Annotated in this window: 13 protein-coding genes; 6 read left to right on the top strand and 7 right to left on the bottom strand. The window is 68.9% G+C overall.

The genetic code is table 11. The annotated features are described in order from the left end of the window. The first annotated feature begins 44 nt into the window (after positions 1 to 44). A complete protein-coding gene (locus ACM1PE_RS12005) occupies positions 45 to 296 on the top strand; it encodes a hypothetical protein (protein ID WP_419343391.1) in 252 nt (83 codons plus the stop codon). Here the strand turns inward: ACM1PE_RS12005 and ACM1PE_RS12000 are convergent. Then, positions 282 to 1,352 carry a DNA topoisomerase IB gene (locus tag ACM1PE_RS12000; protein ID WP_419343389.1) on the bottom strand — a complete coding sequence of 357 codons (1,071 nt, stop codon included), beginning with the start codon at positions 1,350 to 1,352 and terminating at the stop codon, positions 282 to 284. The two genes, ACM1PE_RS12005 and ACM1PE_RS12000, sit on opposite strands and share 15 nt — an antisense overlap. A gap of 124 nt (positions 1,353 to 1,476) precedes the next feature. Between ACM1PE_RS12000 and ACM1PE_RS11995 the strand changes: the two genes are divergently transcribed. The 3 genes from ACM1PE_RS11995 to ACM1PE_RS11985 all read left to right on the top strand — a co-directional run bounded on the left by ACM1PE_RS11995 (position 1,477) and on the right by ACM1PE_RS11985 (position 2,951). Beyond that, positions 1,477 to 1,644: a hypothetical protein gene (locus ACM1PE_RS11995; RefSeq protein ID WP_013393888.1), complete on the top strand. Its 168-nt coding sequence runs from the start codon at positions 1,477 to 1,479 to the stop codon at positions 1,642 to 1,644. A gap of 48 nt (positions 1,645 to 1,692) precedes the next feature. Beyond that, positions 1,693 to 1,845 (top strand): DUF3309 family protein, encoded by a 153-nt coding sequence (locus tag ACM1PE_RS11990; protein ID WP_013393887.1) that lies wholly within the window; start codon positions 1,693 to 1,695, stop codon positions 1,843 to 1,845. 164 nt (positions 1,846 to 2,009) lie between these two features. Next, positions 2,010 to 2,951, top strand: a complete 942-nt coding sequence (locus ACM1PE_RS11985) for a 2-hydroxyacid dehydrogenase (protein WP_059376202.1) — start codon at positions 2,010 to 2,012, stop codon at positions 2,949 to 2,951. A gap of 10 nt (positions 2,952 to 2,961) precedes the next feature. Here ACM1PE_RS11985 and ACM1PE_RS11980 read toward each other — a convergent pair whose 3' ends face one another. After that, positions 2,962 to 3,795 carry a universal stress protein gene (locus ACM1PE_RS11980; protein ID WP_118932436.1) on the bottom strand — a complete coding sequence of 278 codons (834 nt, stop codon included), beginning with the start codon at positions 3,793 to 3,795 and terminating at the stop codon, positions 2,962 to 2,964. Positions 3,796 to 3,908: 113 nt separating this feature from the next. After that, a complete protein-coding gene (locus ACM1PE_RS11975) occupies positions 3,909 to 6,035 on the bottom strand; it encodes an FUSC family protein (protein ID WP_419343386.1) in 2,127 nt (708 codons plus the stop codon). Between the two features lie 310 nt (positions 6,036 to 6,345). On the opposite strand from ACM1PE_RS11975, the gene ACM1PE_RS11970 reads away from it, so the two are divergent. Next, positions 6,346 to 7,260, top strand: a complete 915-nt coding sequence (locus tag ACM1PE_RS11970) for an EAL domain-containing protein (RefSeq protein ID WP_059376017.1) — start codon at positions 6,346 to 6,348, stop codon at positions 7,258 to 7,260. A gap of 164 nt (positions 7,261 to 7,424) precedes the next feature. Then, entirely contained in the window at positions 7,425 to 7,604 is a 180-nt protein-coding gene (locus tag ACM1PE_RS11965; RefSeq protein ID WP_059376020.1) for a hypothetical protein, read from the top strand. A 114-nt stretch (positions 7,605 to 7,718) separates the two neighbouring features. On the opposite strand, the gene treY is transcribed toward ACM1PE_RS11965, so the two are convergent. From treY to glgX, 4 genes are read right to left on the bottom strand one after another with little or no spacing between them, the layout of a single operon-like run. After that, on the bottom strand, positions 7,719 to 10,406 hold the full coding sequence (treY, locus tag ACM1PE_RS11960) for a malto-oligosyltrehalose synthase (protein WP_419343834.1): 2,688 nt from the start codon (positions 10,404 to 10,406) through the stop codon (positions 7,719 to 7,721). A gap of 2 nt (positions 10,407 to 10,408) precedes the next feature. Beyond that, entirely contained in the window at positions 10,409 to 12,502 is a 2,094-nt protein-coding gene (malQ, locus tag ACM1PE_RS11955; RefSeq protein WP_419343384.1) for a 4-alpha-glucanotransferase, read from the bottom strand. Beyond that, a complete protein-coding gene (gene treZ / locus ACM1PE_RS11950; protein ID WP_419343382.1) occupies positions 12,499 to 14,277 on the bottom strand; it encodes a malto-oligosyltrehalose trehalohydrolase in 1,779 nt (592 codons plus the stop codon). The genes malQ and treZ overlap by 4 nt, the downstream gene beginning before the upstream one ends. Then, positions 14,274 to 16,382, bottom strand: coding sequence for a glycogen debranching protein GlgX (gene glgX, locus ACM1PE_RS11945; protein WP_419343380.1), 2,109 nt, complete (start codon positions 16,380 to 16,382; stop codon positions 14,274 to 14,276). The genes treZ and glgX overlap by 4 nt, the downstream gene beginning before the upstream one ends. Positions 16,383 to 16,384 lie beyond the last annotated feature (2 nt).

Here is a 16,384-nt window from a genome sequence, read left to right as displayed (position 1 = left end):
TGGGAACCATATTCCCTACGGGGGAGCCACTGCAGGAGCCACGCATGAAGCCAGCATCCATACCCGGATCCGCGAAGCCGGCGCAAGCCGACAGGCGGGCGGAAGACAACGCTAAGATACTGCCGCCGCGCGCTCTCGTCGATGTGCCGCGCAGACCGGATAAACCAGACGCCTCGACCCCGGACGAGGCCGCGCGCGACAAGCGCGTCGTGGCCGACACGCGCACCGAGTCGAACTGGGCGGACGGTTCCGCGCCGCAACCGCGGGCCAAGAACGCGCGCTCATCGATCCTTTGACGCTTGCTTGGCGTTCGCTGCCGCAGCGGCCTCTCCGCCCAGGAAGGCAAGCAGGCGGCGTTCGTCCGCACTCAGTCCGCGGGGACCCCGCGGCGCCGCTGAGCGCGCGGGTAGCGTGCCGTCCAGATAGGCGGCCAGAATGGCCGGATGCACATAGCAGGCGCGGCATACGGCTGGCGTATTGGCCAGGCGCCGCGCGACCTGCTTGATCACTTCCACCACCGTCTTCTGCGCCTGGGCGGCGCTCTTGTGCGGGTTCGCCTGAAGGGCGGCATAGGCCATGACGGAGCCTGCCCAGGTACGGTAGTGTTTCGCCGTGAAGTCGCCCGCGCCGGCTGCGCGCAGATAGGCGTTGACCGCGCCCGAATCGACAGGATGGCTGCCGCCGTCCGCGTCCAGATACTGGAACAGTTGCTGGCCGGGTATGTCCAGGCAGCGCTTGATGATGCGCGCCACGCGCCGGTCCGCGGCGCTGACGTCGTGGGTCACGCCGCTCTTGCCCTGGAAGCGGAAGCGGAACTTGTCGCCCGTCACGCTGGCGTGCCGCCGCTTGAGCGTGGTCAGGCCATAGGACTTGTTGGTTCGGGCGTACTCGCGCGCGCCGATGCGCACCAGCGTCGTCTCCAGCAAACGTACCAGTACGGCTATCACCTTGTTCTGGGACAACCCGGCGGTACGGAGATCGCGCTCGACCTGCCGCCGTATGCGCGGGAGCGTCTGGCCGAAGGCTGCAAGGCTCTGATACTTGCTCGCATCGCGCACGGCGGTCCAATCGGAGTGGTAGCGGTACTGCTTGCGTCCTCGGGCATCGCGCCCGGTGGCCTGCAGATGCCCGAGCGGGGTAGGGCAGATCCACACCTCTTCGTACGCCGGCGGTATTGCCAGGGCGTCGATGCGCTTGATTTCCCGCGCGCTGCGTATGCGTCTGCCTTGGGCGTCCAGGTAGTGGAAGGCGCTGCCGTTGACACGGACCCGGGCATAGCCTGCCTGGCTGTCGTCGTAGTAGACCAGCGCTGCGCCGCCGCGGGCGGGCGCCGTTCGGGAACTTGGGTTCATGTCGTCTGCGGCAAACAGGGGGACAGGGACGCTGCCATCAGCATGCGGCGTGCCCGCGATCCCCGACGATGGGGCTGGGCACGCGGCTTGCTGATGGAGGAGTGGATTTTCCCCGGAGACAGCCATGCACATCGCGTACTCGTACTACCTGCACGTTCCGCCCAAGCCAGATCCGATCCCGCCAGGTTCGCCGCCCGGCGACCTGCCTGTTGATCCGGATACCGACGAACCGGACGTGGACCTGCCGCCCTTGTCGCCGCCCGGCAAGGAGATCACGCCGCCCAGCCCCTGACGCGGGCTGTGGCTTTTCCCTGATCCCAACAAGAACCGAGGAGTCGCCATGTCGACCATCCTGCTGATTATTCTTATCCTGCTCCTGGTCGGCGCCGTGCCGGCCTGGCCCCATAGCCGCGGTTGGGGCTATTACCCCAGCGGCATACTGGGCATATTGCTGATCGTCCTGATTGTGATGCTGTTGACCGGCCGGCTCTAGCAGGTCCAATGCGGTCATGAAGGCGCGAGCCGTGTCGGACGGCTCGCGCATCGGTCCGAGCGCCGGGCGGCCGTCTGGCGGACCGGCGGGTGGCGCGGGCTTGCGCCCAGGCGTAAGATCGCCGGGTTTTTGTGCAGCCCTCCGCCATCCGCGGCATTCCCGACATGACCATCCCCTTGCTTGTCTTGATAGAAAGCGTGCAGGATTACCTGCCCGAAATCGAAGCGCGCGGCTTTCGCGCGATTTTTGCGCCTACCGCCGATTCACGCGCGCAGGCGATCCGTGATCACGGCCCGGAGATCCGCATCGTGCTCACGCGCGGCGCCACCGGCTTGCACGCGCAGGAAATGGCGGCGATGCCCAAGCTGGAAATCGCCTGCTCGCTGGGCGTGGGCTACGAAAACATCGATCTGGCCGCTGCGGCCGAGCGCGGGATCGTCGTGACCCATGGTCCGGGCGCGAACGCGGTATCGGTGGCGGACCATGCCATGGCCCTGCTGCTGGGCGCGGCGCGGCGCCTGCCGCAAGCGGATGCGTCGGTGCGCCAGGGCAATTGGAGCGGCTTCATGGGACCGCAGGTCACCGGCAAGCGGCTGGGGATTTTGGGCCTGGGCACCATCGGATTGGAAATCGCGCGGCGCGGCGCCAACGGCTTCGGCATGAGCGTGGGCTATTACAGCCGCAGCGTTCGCCCGGAATCGGGCTATGCCTATTTCGACAGCCCGCGCGCGCTGGCCGCGGCATCGGATTTCCTGGTGGTGGCGACGCCGGGCGGAACGGACACGCGCCACCTGGTGGACGCGCAGGTATTGGAAGCGCTGGGGCCGGAAGGCTATCTGGTGAACATCGCGCGCGGCAGCGTGGTAGACACGCAGGCGCTGATCGCGGCCTTGGCCGAGCGCCGCATTGCGGGCGCGGGCCTGGACGTGGTGGACGGCGAGCCCGACGTACCCAAGGCACTGATCGAGCTCGACAATGTGGTGTTGACCCCGCACAGCGCGGGGCGCTCGCCGGAAGCGGTGCATGCCACCGTGGCGCTGTTCCTGGACAACGCCACGGCGCACTTCGGCGGCAGGCCGGTGCTGACCCCGGTGCGCCGGGGCTAGCAGGCCAAGGCTAGTGCGAGAACATGACCGGCACGGTCATGCTCTTCAGGATGGACGCCGTCGCCCCGCCCAGCGCCCACTGGCGCAGCTTGCTGTGGCCATAGGCGCCCATGACGATCAGGTCCGCGCTATGGTCGGCGGCGGCGTTCAGGATGGTGCTGCCCACGCCTACGCCCTTGATGTCGCGGCGCACATGCTCGGGCGCCGGCATGCCCTGCGCCACGCAATAGGTGGCCAGGTCCTCGAACGGCGCTTCATGCTTGGGGCTGGCAGCGCCTTCGTCCATGGTCAGCACGACCATGTGCGAGGCCAGGCGCAATATCGGTGCCGCATCGGCCAGCGCGCGGGCGGCTTCGCGGCTGCCGTCCCAGCAGCACAGCACGCGGTCGCCGATGACCGGGAATTCGCCGCTGGACGGAATCGCCAGCACCGGCCGGCCCGCCGTCAGCAGGGTCTGTTCGACGAACTCGATCTCGTGCGCGGCCTCGACGTCCTCGCGGTTTTCCTGGCTGACCACGATCAGGTCGGTGGTGCGGCCCAGCAGCGCCACGGTCTCGCTGGGCGAGGAGGTACCCGCGCGCATGAAGGCGGGCACGTCCGCTTCGGCCGCGGCCTCCAGAAAGGCGGTTTCCACCGCGTCGCGGCTTTGCGCCTGCAACTCCTTGATAATACCCAGCGAACGCGACATGAGCACGGACTCGCCGTAGTAATACTGCGGCGGCGCGGCGTTGGCGTAGATGCCGACCAGCTCGGCCTTGTGCCGCTTGGCCAGGGCCAGGGCAGCTTCAATGCGGCGTTTGCAGTCGAATCCGTGGTCCAGGTGGACGGAAATGCGGCGGTACATGAAGGCCTCCTTGTTTAAGCGTGCCATGTGCATATGGTTACGCTTTCCGGCCTTCTCGCCCTTGATGCGCGTCAAGCCCGCGGCAGTTCGCCGGGGCGAGCGCAAACGGCAGGCTATGGCGCGGGGGGAGTCCGTTCCACGCGTTCGCGCAATTGGCGCAATTGACGCGCCTGTTGCGCGATGCGGTTCAGCGGGGCTGCCAGTTCCGGATAGCCCGCGGCCACCGCAGGCGGCACGGCCAGTTGGCGGTCGCTTGCGCGGGGCGCGGGCTGCTGCGGATGCAGCGCATGCGCCAGGGCCGGACCGTACTCGGAGAGCGCTTGGGCGGCGGGCGATCCGACGGGCGGGGCCGGCTGCAGCTCCAGCACCGTACCCGCCGCCGTGACGCGGCGCATGGCGTTGAGCAGGTTTTCCGCCGTACCGACATTGCGGTCGCGATGCACCGGATTCTGCTGCAGCCGCTGCAAGGACGCCTGCGCATTGTCGGCGGAAAGGCAGGCCATGCGGCGCAGCGCCACCAGGTCCTGCCCATCGCCGGCATCGCCGCTCTTGGCCCGCAACAGGGCGCGCGCATAGGCGGCGTGACGCTCCAGCGCCAGGCTGAGGGCGCCGGCCAGTTGCCGCGGCTCCTTTTCGGGCCAGACTAGAAAGCCCACCAGCAGGGCCAGGACGCCGCCCAGCACGCTGTTGAACGCGCGCAGGGCCGCGAGCATCGGCTCCTGGATCTCGGGCTGCTGGATGTGGGTGACCAGCACGAACTGCGAAGTCAGGAAGAACGTGAACAGCGCGTAATGAATCGTGCGCGCGGCGAAGGTGCCCAGCGCGATGGGCAGGACCGCCAGGGCCACGGACAAGGGCGTGCTCAGGAACAGGCCCAGCACCGAAGCGCCGATGGCGCCGGCCACGCTGCCGGCCACGCGTTCCAGCGTGCGCTGCCAGGTGGTCGCGAAGTAAGGCTGCAGGATGAAGACCAGCGTCAGCGACATCCAGTAGCCATGGTTGACGGCGAAGGTCTTGGACAGCGCCACGGCGATGGTGGCGCCCACGCCTACCCGCAGCGCATGGCGGAAGGCGTCGGATTCGAAGCTCAGGTTCTGGCGCAGTGCGCGCCAGGCGTCTTGCGCAGGGTTGGCTGCGCGGCGGTCGCGCGTGGGCGCCGCCGGGGCTTGCCCCTGGTCGAACAGGGACTGCGTGACGGCCTGCGCCGTGTGCAACAACCGGTCCAGCACCGGCGCCATGGTGGCGAGTTCGGGTGCGTGGGCCAGGGCGCTGCCGCGCAGTTCATGCAGGCCGGCGCTGTAATGGGCCAGGCGTTCGCGCAGGCACTGCGTTTGCTTGGCGTCGTTGACATCCGAAGTGCTGGCGATGGCATTGCACAGGCTGGCGTAGCGGTGCAGCGCATGCGACAGATGGGCGCCGGCGCCGCGCCCGAGCCAGCGCGGCGCGTTCGATTCCAGCAGATCGGCCGCGGCTACCAGCGCGATGAAGCTGTCCTCAGCATTGTCCAGCAGGTACAGCAGCTGGTGCGCGCGGGCGCGGCGCGAGGGTCGCGCGTCCTGCACTTCGCGGATGCGCGTGCGGGCGGCTTCGAGCGCCGCACGCTGGGCGCTGCGCTGCGGCCGCGTGACCGCGCTCCAGGCCTGGGGACTGGCGGCGGGCGTCAAGCCCGAGTACATGCGGGCCAGCGCGTCGGCAAAGTCCGCCAGGCCGCGGTAGCAGTGCGCGACCGCATGGGTGGCGTCCTTCCAGGGACGCCGGCGCCATACCAGCGCCGTCATCAGGATGGCCCAGGCCGCGCCGGCCAGGAAAAACAGCGTGTATGAGAGGCTTTCCGTCCAGGTCGGGGCGGGCAGTTCGGCCGCCACCACGAAGCCCGCGGACAGCAAGGTGCCGACGATGGCCGCGGCCGGCCCCAGCACGCGCAACAGGCCGCCGAATGTGCAGCACACGAAGGTCAGGGGCAGCAGCAGCCATAGATGGGCCGCGCTGACGCTGGCCAGAAAGCAGAACAGCGCGCCTATCAGCCCCAGCGCGAGCATTGCGCCCGCGCGCTGGCGCAGGGGACCGCCCGGATCCCCGAAGCAGGCCCAGAACGCCGCGATGGCGCTCCAGCCCAGGCGCGGCTCGTGCGCCAGCACGGCCAGGATGACGGGCGCGGCGCTGATGGCCGCGGCTTGGAGGGCGTCCAGCCAGAGGACGTTGCGCAACGAGGCGCGCCAACGGAAATACAGGTTCTTCACGCGAGGAATACAGCAGCAGCGGCGGTGGGCCCGGCAGGGCGGTAGTCGCAAACCCTACCATGTCGACAAGGCTTTCCGGCGAGGGCGGCGGCCGGGGCCGGAAAGGCCGTTTCATTCATGAATCCGAGCAGCTTAATACGTATGGATACATATATGTGACTTTGCCGCCGCAGCGGCGCAGAATTGCCTGGAAGAAAGTCTGGAAATGGCATACAAAAAGCGCTGTAGCTGGGAATACTCAGTCCAATGTGCCTCTTTCTGCGCCCGGACAGCGCAGGTTTTCGCCCAGGGGCGCGCAAGGAGTATCGACATGATGTCGAATCAAGAGGCTTCCACAGACTCGGTGGCGAGCGACGACGAGATCGCCGCCATGATCACCGGCAAGGATGGCCTGCGCATGCTGTTGCAACCGCAGGTGGACCTGCTGACAGGCCGGATCGTGTCGGCCGAAGCGCTGGCTCGCTGGCGGCATCGCCGCCTGGGCATCATCATGCCTTCCGACTTCATTCCCGCCGTCAACCGCCTGGGCCTGGACAAGGTGCTTTTCGAGCGCGTCTGCCTGCGTGTCATAGACATGCTGCTGACGATGCGGCGCGCCGGAATCGCCATTCCCGTGGCCATCAATGCGCCTGCCTCCACCTTGTCGGACGAGGCCGCGGTGGATTTCCTGCTGGACCGCATCTATGCGGCTGAGCTGCCCGCGTCGCTGGTGCGCGTGGAACTGACGGAAGACCAGCCCATCCGCGAACTCGACGTGCTCCGCGCCACGCTGCTCAAGCTCGAGAATGCCGGCTGCGAGGTCAGCCTGGACGATTTCGGCACCGGCCACGCTTCGCTGAAGCTGCTGTCGGCGCTGCCGCTGTCCGAGGTCAAGATCGACCAGTATTTCGTCACGCGCATGCGCCGCAGCGCCGTCGCCTTCGAAGTGTTGCGCACCGCCGCGGAACTGGCGAACCGGCTCGGCCGCCGGGTGGTGGCCGAAGGCGTCGAAAACGTGGCGGACATTCCCGCCTTGCGCGCGGCCGGCTGCCGCTACGGCCAGGGCTTTGCGCTGGGCCGCCCCATGCCGCTGGACGAATTGACGGTGCGGCTGCGCACGCAACGCGACCAGGGCGAACCGCTGGCCGCGCCCGCCGCCTATGCGTCATCCTGGCTCGACGCCTACGACGCTTCCGCCCAGGAACCGCAGTCAGCGCGCGGCAAGCGCCACACGGCCACGCAATAGGGCTGGGCGCGCAGCGTATTTTTTACCAACCTGGCCGGACTTTACCAGCAGTCCTTGCGTCCCCCTCGTACGCGGGGCTGCGGGCTGACCGCCGCGCGGGTTTGGGCACGCGGGTTGCTGTATGGAATGCGGCGGAGCTTTTTCCGTCTTCCAGGAGACTTGCAATGCCCAATCAGAACCAGCCCGACCAGCAAAAGCAGCAACAGAAGCAACAGGCCCAGGAAAACCCCAGGGACCGCAATCAGCCCGGGCAGCAGCAGCCCGGCCAATCCGGCCAGCATGCCGACAAGGATCGGCAGCAACCTGGCCAGAACCCGGGCCAGCAAAGCAAGATGCCGCGCTGACTCATAGACCGCGTGTTCCGGGCCCTGTAGTCGGGCGGGTATCGCGGTAAGGACGGCCTTGTCCCGCTGTGGGCGGACAAGGCCGTTTGTGCTTCATGCATCGTCATTGAAGCGTCAAGCCGCCGCTGACAGCCACAGTGCTACCGGCAGTTCGCACAGCAGATCGGACAAGGGCAGCACACCGTCGGCGCCGCGCCGCGCCTTTTCGTCGCCCATTGCATCGCGCCACGCCAAGTCCCTGACCGCATCGGGCAGGCACAGCGCGGTATCGGCCCAGAATTCCCGCGCCGCACGCGGCTCGCCGCGAGCGTAGCCGGACAGGCGCAGGGCGCACAGCCGCGGCGCGGCGATCACGGCACACTCGTCTTCATGACACCGCAGCCAGGCGACGACGTGCTGCGCATGCGTCCCGGTTGCAGCCAGGGGGATGCACTCGCCCTGGCCGAACAATGCCGAGTGGCGCAGCCGCGCCGACAGCAGGCGCTGGATCAGGGCCTGCTTCACCGCGCCGCTGCGCCAGTCCGCTGCGCTGGGTCGGACGGCGGCGCTGGCGCGAGCGCGGGCCAGCATGGCTATCCGCGGCGGATAGTCGACCGCGCGCCGGTTATCAGGATCGACCAGGCTTACGTCCCAGAACTCCGTACCCTGGTACAGATCCGGCACGCCCGGCAACGTGTTGCGCAACAGCGTCTGCGCCAGGCTGTTGATCATGCCGGCGGGGGCCAGCTCCAGGGCGTATGCAGCGATTTCGGCCAGCAGGCGCCGGCCGGGGGCCGCGTCCCGCAGAAACTCCAGTGCGCCAAGCCCGGCGGCTTCATAAGCGAAGTCAGGATCCGTCCAACTGGTATGGAGCTTGGCTTCGCGCAGCGCCTTGAGCTGCCACTGCGCCACGCGCTCGATCCATGCGGCCACGCTGGCCGGCCGCTGTTCGATGATGTCGGCATCCCAGCCGGCGGGCCAAGCCCCGATCAGTGTCTGCACCAGCAGGTAGCGGTCCGCCAAGGTGAGTTGCCCGGCGTCGGGCAGGGCATGGATCCAGCGATACGCGGTCTTGCGCCAGGCTTGCGGCATTTCCGATAGCACCGCCAGCCGCGCGCGCGCGTCCTCCCCGCGTTTGTGGTCATGCGTGGCCGTGGCCAGCATGGCGTGGGGGAATTCGCGCGCCCGCGCTTCGACCAGAGCATGGAAAGCCTCGGGCGACAGCGCGAACCGCTGCGGCGATGCGCCGACTTCATTGCGCGACAGCAGCGGGCCGTAGCGATAGAACAGCGTGTCTTCCAGTGCTTTGGCGGCCAGCGGCGGCGTCAGTTGCTGGAACCGGCGCAGGGATTGCGCAGCTTCCGTTTCACCTTGCGCGAGCGGCGCGGCGGCATGATCCGCCGTTGCGGGGTCGGCGGGGCGTCCGCTCAGCCAACGGTCCAATTGCGCAAGCAAGGCGGCGTCAGCCGAGCCGGGAAGGGCGCGCAGGAGGGTTGTGGCGCGTTGCGCGGCTGCATCGCAGCGGTCGCGGTCCGCGTCGCTGCGCCCGCCGTCCTCGGCATAGGTCCGGTACACCGGAAAGGCCGCCAGCCACGCGGACAGCACGCGGTCCATGGCCGGCGCGGACCAGTCGCGGGTGCGGCGGTCGTGCCGCGCCAAACGTTCCAGGCAGCGGACCAGCGCCAGGCGTTCCGCGGAAAAGTGCCGCTGCAGCATGCGCGTGCGCGCCGCTTCCAGCTGGCGCTGCGGCGTGCGCAGATCGCCCGTGAGCATCTGCCAGAACGCCCGCAGCGGCGCTTCGGCCTGCGGGTCGTGCAGCAAGGCGCCGACCTGATCCATGAAGTCGTAGCCTGTGGTGCCATGCAGCTGCCAGCGCCCATCGGGCGCTTCGTCCGACGCCAGGATCTTCTCCGCCACCAGATAGGCTTGCGATTGGGCGCAAGCCGGCGGACGGCTGGCTCCGGCTTCGGCCAGGCATCGATTCAGCCTGCGCAGATAGGCGCCCGGCGCGGCCAGTCCGTCGATGTGGTCGATGCGCAGTCCGTCGAGCAGGCCTTGCGCGTACAGGCGCAGCGGCAGCGCATGCACGGCATCGAAGACGGCTTCGTCCTCGACCCGTACGCCCACGAGCTCGCTGATCTCGAAGAAGCGCCGCCAGTTGATCTGATCGGCAGCGCAGCGCCACCAGGCCAGCCGGTAATGCTGGCTCTGCAGCAGCCGGTGCAGGCGCTCGCGGCCGGATGCGCGCGCCGGGTCGCAGCGGCGCAGCAGGGTTTGCGGATCGAGCCCGCGCGCAAGCGATTCCGGCGCCACGGGATAACGCTGGCCCGAGACCTCCAGTTCGACGCGCCCGGTAGTGGCGTCGTGGCGCAGCGCCATTACGCCTTGATTCAGCGACTCGCCGTAGGAGTCGGGCAGGATGGGCAGCAGGACTTTGCCGCGCAGCGCGGAATCCGGCGCGTTCCAGTCGATGTCGAAGCAGCGCGCATGCGCGCTTGCGGCGCCGTGTTCGAGCACATCGCGCCACCAGGCATTGGCGGGGTGTGCCGCCATGTGGTTGGGCACGATGTCCGCGATGAGGCCCAGCCCGCGCCGGCGGGCCGCCCGGGCCAGGTCCCTCAGCGCGGACTCTCCGCCCAGCTCCGGATTGACCGCGCCATGGTCGATGACGTCATAGCCATGCGTCGAGCCGGGGCGGGCGCAGGTGATGGGCGACAGGTAGAGGTGGCTGACCCCGAGGTCCGCGTAGTAGTCCACGCAGGCGTGGGCGTCGTGCAGCGTGTAGCCGGCATGCAGTTGCAGGCGGACCGTGGCGCGCGGCATGGTCATGGCCGACTCCGACCCGTGCGCAGGGCTTGCAGCCGGCCTTGCACGGCTGGGTCGGCGAAGCACGCCGCGCTGCTTGCGGCCAGGCGTCGACGCCAGTTGGGATGCTGATCCACGGTGCCGGGCAGGTTGGGCTGTTCCAGTTCGCCCGCCAGGTCTTCCATGGGCACCAGCAGCAGGGGACAAGGGCTGGAAGACACGAAGCGCAGCATGTCCTCCAGCGGCGCCCGCGCGGGTTCGACGGCGCAGCCCAGGGCTTGCGCAAGCAAGCTGCGGTCCATGCGCCGGTTGTGCCGCAGCGTGGCCTCGTCATCGCCGCCGCCCAGCAGGTTCAGTTCGGCGCGCACGTCGATGTCGCGCTCGGCCCACCAGCCGCGCAAGGTCGGCAGGTCGTGGGTCGAGGTCATGGCCACGGCCTGGACGGGCCAGTCTTCGGCGGCAAGAAAAGGCGCCGGCTTGGGCGGCTCGGACGGCGGCGCGGTCATGTCAGGCTCCTGCCGCATGAACCACAGCACATTCATGCCCAGGATGCCGTGATCCGCCAGTTCGCGGTTGAAGCCTTCAGGCACCGTGCCCAGGTTTTCGCCGATGGCAAGCGCGCGGTGGCGCCAGGCTTCCAGCGCCGTCAGCGCCAGCAGTTCGCGCAACGGATAACGCAGATAGGCGCCCGCATCGGCGGCCAGTCCATCCGGTACCAGCCACAGCCGCGCCATGCCCAGGATGTGATCGATGCGCAGGCCGCCAGCGTGAGCCAGCGCGGCGCGCAACATGTCGATGTAGGCCGCGTAGCCTTGGGCATGCATCGCGCGCGGCGAGAACGCGGCCAGATTCCAGTTCTGTCCTTGCGGATTGTGGATGTCGGGCGGCGCGCCTATGGACAGTCCTGGCATCAGGTCGGTCTGGCGGCTCCAGGCGTGGCTGCCGTCCGGACTGTCGCCCACGGCCAGGTCGGAGATCAGCCCCACGCGCATGCCGGCGCGGCGCGCCGCCTTCTGCGCGTGGCCCAGGCTTTCGGCGGCCAGCCATTGGGCGTAGCGATGGAAGTCGACCTCGACCGGATGCTGCCGCGCATATCGCTCGACTTCCGGCGAGTCCGGATCGCGCAGGCCGGCGGCCCATTGCGTCCAGGGCAGGTGGTGTGCGCCATGCGCTGCCTGGGCGGCATGCAAGGCTTCGAATACGGCGTGGTCGCGCAGCGCCTTGCCGCGGCGGACGCAGAACGCCTCGTAGCGCTGGCGGGCATCCTCCGGTCCGATTGTGCGGAACTGGCGGTGTAGCGCGCGCAGCAGGCGCTGCCGCCATATCCCGGCCGATGGCCAATCTATCAAGTCGGTTACGGGCGGCTGGGCGGCCAACTCGGCCAGCGCCCGGCGCAAGGCATCGTCACCAAGGATGGAGGCGGGATCCGCGTACAGGGTGTTGAGGAACAAGCGGCTGGATGGCGCGTAGGGACTGCAGCGCTGCGGTTGCGCGGCAAACATGGCGTGCACCGGGCTGATGGCGAGCGCGTCGGCGCCCTCGGCCGCGGCAGCGGCGGCCAGCTCGCGCACCGCGCCGAAGCCGCCGAAGCCGCCGTCGCCAGCCTGGCCGGCATCGCGCCTGAGACTGTAGACCTGCGCGCATAGTCCCCAGGCGCGCGGTCGCATGCCATCGGTCAGATCGTCCAGGCTGGGCGCTTGCCGGGGAGCCACCGCGAGCACGGTCTGGCCGCATGCCAGATGCAGCGAGTGATATCCCGGCTCCTGCGGCGCGATCAGGCTGCCGTCTTCTGCGACCTCGCCGTCGCAGGTCAGCCCGGACTCGCACACGATGCGGTAGCGGCCGCGCGCGCAAGCGGGCAGGGAGGCAGGCATGCCGCTGCGCGCGACCAGCAGGGGCGGCAGCCGGGCCCCGAGCTCCACGCCCAGGCGATGGTCGCTATCGCGGATGTCATGGGCGTTGCCCGCCGGCAGGCCCATGCCCTCCAGCAGCAGCCGTAAAGTATCCGGCGACACCTGCCGCGGACGCTGGCGCGCGTCGGTCCAGTGTTCGGCGATGCCGGCTTTGGCGGCCAGCGCGGACAAGGCCGGATCGCCGGCGGGCGTGGTGGTCATGCCGGCTCCTCCAGCAGCCACACGGTGCTGTCGCCGCACACCTCGCCCTGGACCAGCGCGTCGCGCGCGCCGGCCACGGATTCGAAGAGCAGCGTGGCATAGGCCTCGACGCCCGCCTGCAAGGCCTCGGGCAGCGCCAGGCGATCGGGGCCGAAGTTCGCATAGACCGTCAGGCGCGCGCCGCCCGCCAGTTCCCAGCGCGCGTACACGCCGCGTTCGCCGATGGCGGCCGCGCCCAGGCTGACCGCGCCAGCCAGCCGCGGCGCGATCAGGCGGGCGCGCAGATGCAGCAGGACCGCGTAGTCCCGCATCCAGGCATGCGCGTCCGCGGCGCTGGCGCGCGGTTTGCTGGCCAGGTAGGTCGCGGGATCGTTCGGGTCGGACAGCGCGCCCGCGCCCTGGAATTCGGGAAAGCGCGAGAACTCGCGCCGCCGGCCGTCGCGCACCGCTTGCGCCAGGGCCGGGTCGGCATGGCTGGTGAAGTAGTGGAACGGCGTGCGCGCGCCGCGTTCCTCGCCCATGAAGATCAGCGGGATCTGCGGCGACAGCAGCTGCAACGCGACCGCGGCGCGCAGCCGGGCGGGACTGTCCACCAGGCTGGCCAGGCGTTCGCCGCCCGCACGGTTGCCGGTCTGGTCATGGTTCTGCAGGAACAGCACGAAGGCGGTCGGCGGCAGTTCCGCGCTGGGTTGGCCCCGCGGCTGTCCGCCGCGGTAGGGTGAACGCTGTCCCTGGTACAGCCAGCCTTCGGCCAGGCAGCGCGCCAGCGCCTGGGCCGGCCGGGCGCTGTAGTCGGCGTAATAGCCGTGGCTTTCGCCGGTCAGGAGGCAATGCAGGGCATGATGCGCGTCGTCATTCCATTGCGCATCGAAATCGCCTTGCAGCAGGCTGGCGCGGTTGTCGTCGTTCTCCAGCACCAGATGCACGTAGCGGTCGGGCGGAATATGCTGTCGCAGGTGCTGGGCCAGCTCATGCAGCCATTCATGGCCCGCGATCGCATGCACGGCGTCCAGGCGCAGCCCGTCGAAGCGGTACTCGGTCAGCCAGTACAGCGCGTTGTCCTTGAAGAACTGGCTAACCGCCGGCTGACGGAAATCAATGGCGTCGCCCCAGGGCGTGGCGACGTCTTGCCTGAAGAACGGCGCGGCATAGCGCGGCAGGTAATTGCCGTCGGGTCCGAAATGGTTGTAGACCACGTCCAGCATCACGCCCATTTCCAGCCCATGGGCCTCGTCGATCAGGCGCTTGAGCTCGTCGGGCGTGCCGTAGGTCGCGTCGGGCGCATAGGGCAGCACGCCGTCATAGCCCCAGTTGCGCGGCCCGGGGAAGTCGGCAATGGGCATCAACTCCAGCAAGGTCACGCCCAGCGCCGCCAGCTCCGGCAGCCGCGCCAGCAGGCCCGCATAGCCTCCCTCCAGGCCGGCATGGGTCTCGTACAGCACGGCATCCTCCCAGGGCCGTCCGCGCCAGCTGCCGTAGCGCCAGGGGTAGGCATCCGGCGCGACCACGATGCTGTCGCCATGCACGTCGCCGTACTGCAGGCGCGAGGCCGGATCGGGCGCGACCGTGTCCGCGTCGAGGCGGTAGCGATAGCGGGCGCCGACGGGGCAGTCCACGTCGGCCTGCACGTAGCCGTCCGGGCCGGGACGCAGGGCGATGGCAGGATGGCCTTCGACCTCGAGCGCGAAGCCGGCGGGCGCGGTCGGCGCCCACAGCCGAAAGCGCGTGACGCCGCTCTCCAGCGGGATTGCGCCGGATGCATAGTCGTATGTCATGGCGGATCTCCCGGTACGTAGGTCGCCGCCAGCAACACCACGCTGCGCGCGGCCACCGTGACGGCGGGCTCCGACAAGGGCGCGGCAGGCGCCTGCGTGGCGGAATCCAGCTCGCGGATCCAGGCCAGTTCGGGCGGCGGCATCTGGAAAACCGCGTCTTCCGCGCCTGGATTCAGCAACAGCAACGTTACGTCGACGCTGCCGTCTTCGCGGCAGGCGGCGCGGCGCAGGACCAGGGCATTGGCCTCCGACTCCCAGGCGGCGGCATCCAGTTCGGTGCCTGCTGGATCGAACCAGGAGATGGCTTTCACGCCAGGCGCGAGCTGCTGGCCCGCGTCGCCGTAGCGCGCGGCGCGCGTGCTGGGGTGGGCGCGGCGCAATGCGATCAGGCGCGCCGCATAGCGGGATAGCTCACGACCGTCGTCAGCCTGCGCTTGCGTCCAGTCCAGCCACGACAGGGCGTTGTCCTGGCAATAGGCATTGTTATTGCCTTCCTGGCTGTTGCCGAATTCGTCGCCCGCCAGCAGCATCGGCGTGCCATCGGCCAGGAACACGCAGGCCAGCTGAGCCCGCTGCACCCGTTTCCGGGTTTCCAGGATGGCGGCGTCCCCGGTCGGGCCTTCGGCGCCCCAGTTATGGCTGTAGTTCTCGCCGTGGCCGTCGTTGCCGCCTTCTCCGTTGGCCTGGTTGTGGCTGCCGTCGTAGCTGACGATGTCGGCCAGCGTGAAGCCGTCGTGCGAGGCCACGTAGTTGACGCTGCTCCAGGGGCGCCGGTGGCGGCGGTCGAACAGGTCGCGCGATCCGCACAAGCGCGCCGCCATCTCGCCGCGCATGGCGGGATCCCCGCGCCAATAGCGGCGGGTGGCATCGCGGAACTTGTCGTTCCACTCGGCGAATCCGGGCGGATGGTTACCCAGTTGGTAGCCATCCGGGCCCACGTCCCAGGGTTCGGAAATCAGTTTCAGGCGGGCAAGGGCAGGGTCCTGCAGCACGGCGTCGAAGAAGCCCGAACCCGGGTCATAGCCGGTGCCTTCGCGGCCCAGGGTGACGCCCAGGTCGAAGCGGAAGCCGTCAACGCCATAGGATTGCGCCCAATAGCGCAGCGAATCCGTGACCATTTGCAGGACGCGCGGATGCGACAGGTTGACGGTGTTGCCGCAGCCGGTGTCGTTGATGTAGTAGCGTTCATCGCCCGGCACCAGGCGGTAGTAGCTGGCGTTATCCAGTCCGCGCCAGGACAGCGTGGGCCCCAGCTCGCTGCCCTCGCACGTATGGTTGTAGACCACGTCCAGGATCACTTCGATGCCGGCGGCATGCAGCCGGCGGATGGCCTGGCGCAGTTCGTTCGGGTTGTGCTGCAGGTAGGCGGGCTCCGGCGCAAAATACGATAGCGTGCTGTAGCCCCAGTAGTTGCGCAGGCCGCGTTCGGTCAGGAAGCGGTCCTGCAGGAACGCATGGACGGGCAGCAGCTCCACGGCCGTCACGCCCAGCCGTTGCAGGTGTTCGATGAAGCGCGGGTCGGCCAGCGCGGAGCAGGTGCCGCGCAAGGGCTGGCGCAGGTCTTCGCGCAGCATGGAGGCGCCGCGCACGTGCACCTCGTAGATCACGGTATCGTTCCAGGCCGTGGCCGGCGGCCGGCTGTTGCCCCAGGTGAAGGGTGTTTCCTCGGCCACGATGGCCTTGGGCATGGCGGGCGCGCTATCGCGCCGGTCGATGCTGAGGTCGGCGCGCGCATGCTTCATGCGATAGCCGAACAGCGCATCGCTCCAATGCAGCGGCCCGGTCAACTGGCGCGCGTAGGGATCGAGCAGCAGCTTGTGGGGATTGAAACGGTGCCCGTTGCGCGGATCGTGAGGGCCGTGGGCGCGATAGCCGTACACCAGCCCGGGATGCGCGTCGGGCAGGTAGCCGTGCCAGATCTCGTCGGTGCATTCCGGCAGGTCGAAGCGGCGCAGTTCCTTGCGGCCCTTGGGATCGAACAGGCACAGCTCGATACGCGTGGCGTTGGCCGAGAACACCGCGAAGTTCACGCCCAGGCCGTCGCTGACCGCGCCCAGCGGATGGGGCTGGCCGCCGGCGATGCGCGTGAATTGGGAGGGATCCATAT

The sequence above is a fragment of the Achromobacter sp. PD1 genome (assembly GCF_048541815.1).
In the GTDB taxonomy this organism is placed as follows: domain Bacteria; phylum Pseudomonadota; class Gammaproteobacteria; order Burkholderiales; family Burkholderiaceae_B; genus Achromobacter; species Achromobacter bronchisepticus_A.
The sequence above is the reverse complement of the archived record's forward strand: the minus strand, read 5'-3'. Positions and strand labels throughout refer to the sequence as shown.

Coding starts and splice junctions, on each gene's coding strand:
- ACM1PE_RS11970 (WP_059376017.1), top strand. CDS start 6,346: ATGATGTCGAATCAAGAGGCTTCCACAGACTCGGTGGCGAGCGACGAC.
- treY (WP_419343834.1), bottom strand. CDS start 10,406: ATGCCGCGCGCCACGGTCCGCCTGCAACTGCATGCCGGCTACACGCTG.
- malQ (WP_419343384.1), bottom strand. CDS start 12,502: ATGACCACCACGCCCGCCGGCGATCCGGCCTTGTCCGCGCTGGCCGCC.
- ACM1PE_RS11980 (WP_118932436.1), bottom strand. CDS start 3,795: ATGTACCGCCGCATTTCCGTCCACCTGGACCACGGATTCGACTGCAAA.
- ACM1PE_RS11985 (WP_059376202.1), top strand. CDS start 2,010: ATGACCATCCCCTTGCTTGTCTTGATAGAAAGCGTGCAGGATTACCTG.
- ACM1PE_RS12005 (WP_419343391.1), top strand. CDS start 45: ATGAAGCCAGCATCCATACCCGGATCCGCGAAGCCGGCGCAAGCCGAC.
- treZ (WP_419343382.1), bottom strand. CDS start 14,277: ATGACATACGACTATGCATCCGGCGCAATCCCGCTGGAGAGCGGCGTC.
- ACM1PE_RS11995 (WP_013393888.1), top strand. CDS start 1,477: ATGCACATCGCGTACTCGTACTACCTGCACGTTCCGCCCAAGCCAGAT.
- ACM1PE_RS11965 (WP_059376020.1), top strand. CDS start 7,425: ATGCCCAATCAGAACCAGCCCGACCAGCAAAAGCAGCAACAGAAGCAA.
- glgX (WP_419343380.1), bottom strand. CDS start 16,382: ATGGATCCCTCCCAATTCACGCGCATCGCCGGCGGCCAGCCCCATCCG.
- ACM1PE_RS12000 (WP_419343389.1), bottom strand. CDS start 1,352: ATGAACCCAAGTTCCCGAACGGCGCCCGCCCGCGGCGGCGCAGCGCTG.
- ACM1PE_RS11990 (WP_013393887.1), top strand. CDS start 1,693: ATGTCGACCATCCTGCTGATTATTCTTATCCTGCTCCTGGTCGGCGCC.